This is a genomic window from Streptomyces sp. NPDC006265 (genome assembly GCF_040613555.1).
GTDB lineage: Bacteria > Actinomycetota > Actinomycetes > Streptomycetales > Streptomycetaceae > Streptomyces.
Map to the genome: position 1 here is coordinate 1 of NZ_JBEXSH010001387.1, position 1,460 is coordinate 1,460.

Genomic DNA, 1,460 nt, shown 5'->3' on the forward strand with positions numbered 1-1,460 from the left:
CTCCCGCTCAGCTCCAGACGTCGCTGTGGCGGCACCGCAACTTCCGGACGTTCCTGATCGGGCAGAGCGCCAGCGTGACCGGCAGCTCGATCAGCTCGATGGTGATCCCGGTGATCGCCGTCCTGGAGCTGCACGCCACCACCTCTCAGGTGGCCTGGTTGGCGTTCCTTGGACTGCTGCCACCCGCGGTGCTCGCCCTGCACGCCGGGGCGCTCGCTGACCGCCATTCCAAGCAGCGCCAGATGATCATCGGGGATCTGGTCAGTGCAGCCGTACTGGCCACGGTGCCGGTGGCGGCAGCCCTCGACGCACTGACCCTGCCCCAGCTCATGGCGGTCGCCGCGGTGCAGGGCGCCGCGGGCGTGGTGCATGACGCGGCGGCCATCAGCATCCTGCCCAGCCTGGTCGACCGGTCCTTGATCCAGCGGAGCAACAGCCGGGTCGGGGCACTCTTCGCCCTCTCCGCGACCGGCGGCAGCAACCTCGGCGCCGTTCTGACCGCCTTGGTCGGACCGGCCCGAGCTCTGCTCGGAGACGTCCTCTCCTATCTCATCAGTGCCTGGTGCACCGCACGCATCCGCACGCCCAAGACTGACCGGGCACGTACCGGGGAGCGTCGGCTGTGGGCGGAGATCGGCGAGGGCGTGCGGTATGTACGCAGTGACGACCGGCTGCGCACCTTGACGCTGGTCAACGCGTCGACTTCCTTCGCCCTCGCACTGCTCAACACACTGTGGGCGCTGTACTTGCTGCGCACCCTTGCGATGAGCACCACGGCGTTTGGTGTCGTGCTGGGGCATGGCGCCCTGGGCGCGGCCGCCGGCGCGCTCCTCGCCCCTGCCCTTGCTCGACGGATCGGGCCCGGGCCGATGATGCTGGCCGCGCTCGCGATCACGCCGGTGACCCAGATTCCGCTGCTGCTCGCCTCTCCCGGCCTTGACTGGCAGATCGTGATCGGTGCGGCGCTGTTCGTGCAGCTGGCGTGCGCCGGTGCGGCGGGCACCACCCAGCGGTCAATCCGTCAGATCATCACCAACTCCCGCATGCAGGCACGGATGCAGGCGGTGAGCACCTGGCTGACCGCGGGTGCCAGGCCGGTCGGCGCGCTGCTCGCCGGCGCACTGGGGACGTGGGCCGGTGTCCGGGCCGCCCTGGTCGTCGGTGCCTTTCTGCTCACTGTGCCGCTCCTGGTCCTGGCGCTCTCTCCGCTGCGCGGCCTGCGGCAGATGCCCGGTGCCCCGCCCGAGCGGGAGGAACCCGCGCCTGCCGAAGAACACCCGCGCCCCGGCCCCCCACCTCAGGTTCCGGCCCCTGGAGCGGCGGCCGCCGCAAACATCCGCCGTGAGAGCTCGTTGGACGGAGGCGCCTCATGACGGACCTGAACACCGGGGACACCACGCGAAGGCCCGCTGCCCCAACTGCGCACGCTCCAGCGACGTTTACCACTACGGCCCACTTCC

1 protein-coding gene is annotated in these 1,460 nt (G+C 70.7%); it reads left to right on the plus strand.

Translation table 11 applies throughout. The features are described from left to right. Positions 1–23: 23 nt before the first annotated feature. The gene (locus ABZ281_RS49140) at positions 24–1,373 is read left to right on the plus strand and encodes an MFS transporter (RefSeq protein ID WP_356665329.1); all 1,350 of its coding nucleotides are present in this window, start codon (positions 24–26) and stop codon (positions 1,371–1,373) included. The last annotated feature ends 87 nt before the right edge of the window (positions 1,374–1,460 follow it).